Annotated in this window: 1 protein-coding gene; it reads left to right on the top strand. The window is 45.6% G+C overall.

The genetic code is table 11. The features are described 5' to 3' along the window. The first annotated feature begins 83 nt into the window (after positions 1–83). Positions 84–374: a tyrosine-type recombinase/integrase gene (locus tag AACT35_RS10025; protein ID WP_339374609.1), complete on the top strand. Its 291-nt coding sequence runs from the start codon at positions 84–86 to the stop codon at positions 372–374. Positions 375–813: the final 439 nt, after the last annotated feature.

Raw genomic sequence — 813 nt, 5'->3', positions numbered from 1 at the left:
TTTCGCTATGGTTTTGACTTATTACGTCGCTTTTTTACCGTTTCTACCCAACCTCTACTTGGGTCAGGGTTTCACCCCATACAATTTTTGTCCTGTACTTAGATTCTGCTTATGTTTTCAGCAGTCGCAAGGGAACCAATGGCGGCAAGCTTTCACGGGTTCAGGTTTACCGGGTTATCAGGGCTATGGGCGATCGCGTTGGGGTTAAGGTTTCCCCCCACTATCTCCGCCATAGTCACGCGACACACTCCCTTAAGAACGGGTGCGATTTGCATTTACTCAGTGAATCCCTTGGGCATGGCAACATTGCAATAACCTCCAGATACCTCCACACGACAGGGAACGATGGCAGTGCTAATTATTTGAGTCTGTGAGGCGATCGCCTTTGTCGGTTTAAAATTTGTCTAAGAGTATGACAAAAAAGTAAACGGGTATGCCTAAACGGACAAAATAGGCGAAAAATTATAACCATTTAGAGGATCACGCCTCCCGGAAGTGTCAAGAATTTTGCAGCAATCACCAGTCCTGAGAATTTCCGGGAACCGCCCCATAAACCTTAGGCAAATCCCAAAGTATTGCCGCTGCCATGGTCAAAGCCAGTGAACTCGATGAAAACAGTGAAGAAACCCTACCTAAAACCCGTCTCCCTTATCTTCGGTTCCGAGAATGGCACAATCCCAGAGGCAACCGTTTACCGAACTACCCAAGAAGGACTAGAGGGCGCATCTCGACAAAAACCTACGGTTATAGAAAAAATATCGTTTGAAAACCTTGTATAGAAAGAGTTTTGAGGATCGACCTTTTTAGAAAGTT

The sequence above is a fragment of the Synechococcus sp. BDU 130192 genome, assembly GCF_963876085.1.
Taxonomy (GTDB): domain Bacteria; phylum Cyanobacteriota; class Cyanobacteriia; order Cyanobacteriales; family MRBY01; genus MRBY01.
The sequence above is the reverse complement of the archived record's forward strand: the minus strand, read 5'-3'. Positions and strand labels throughout refer to the sequence as shown.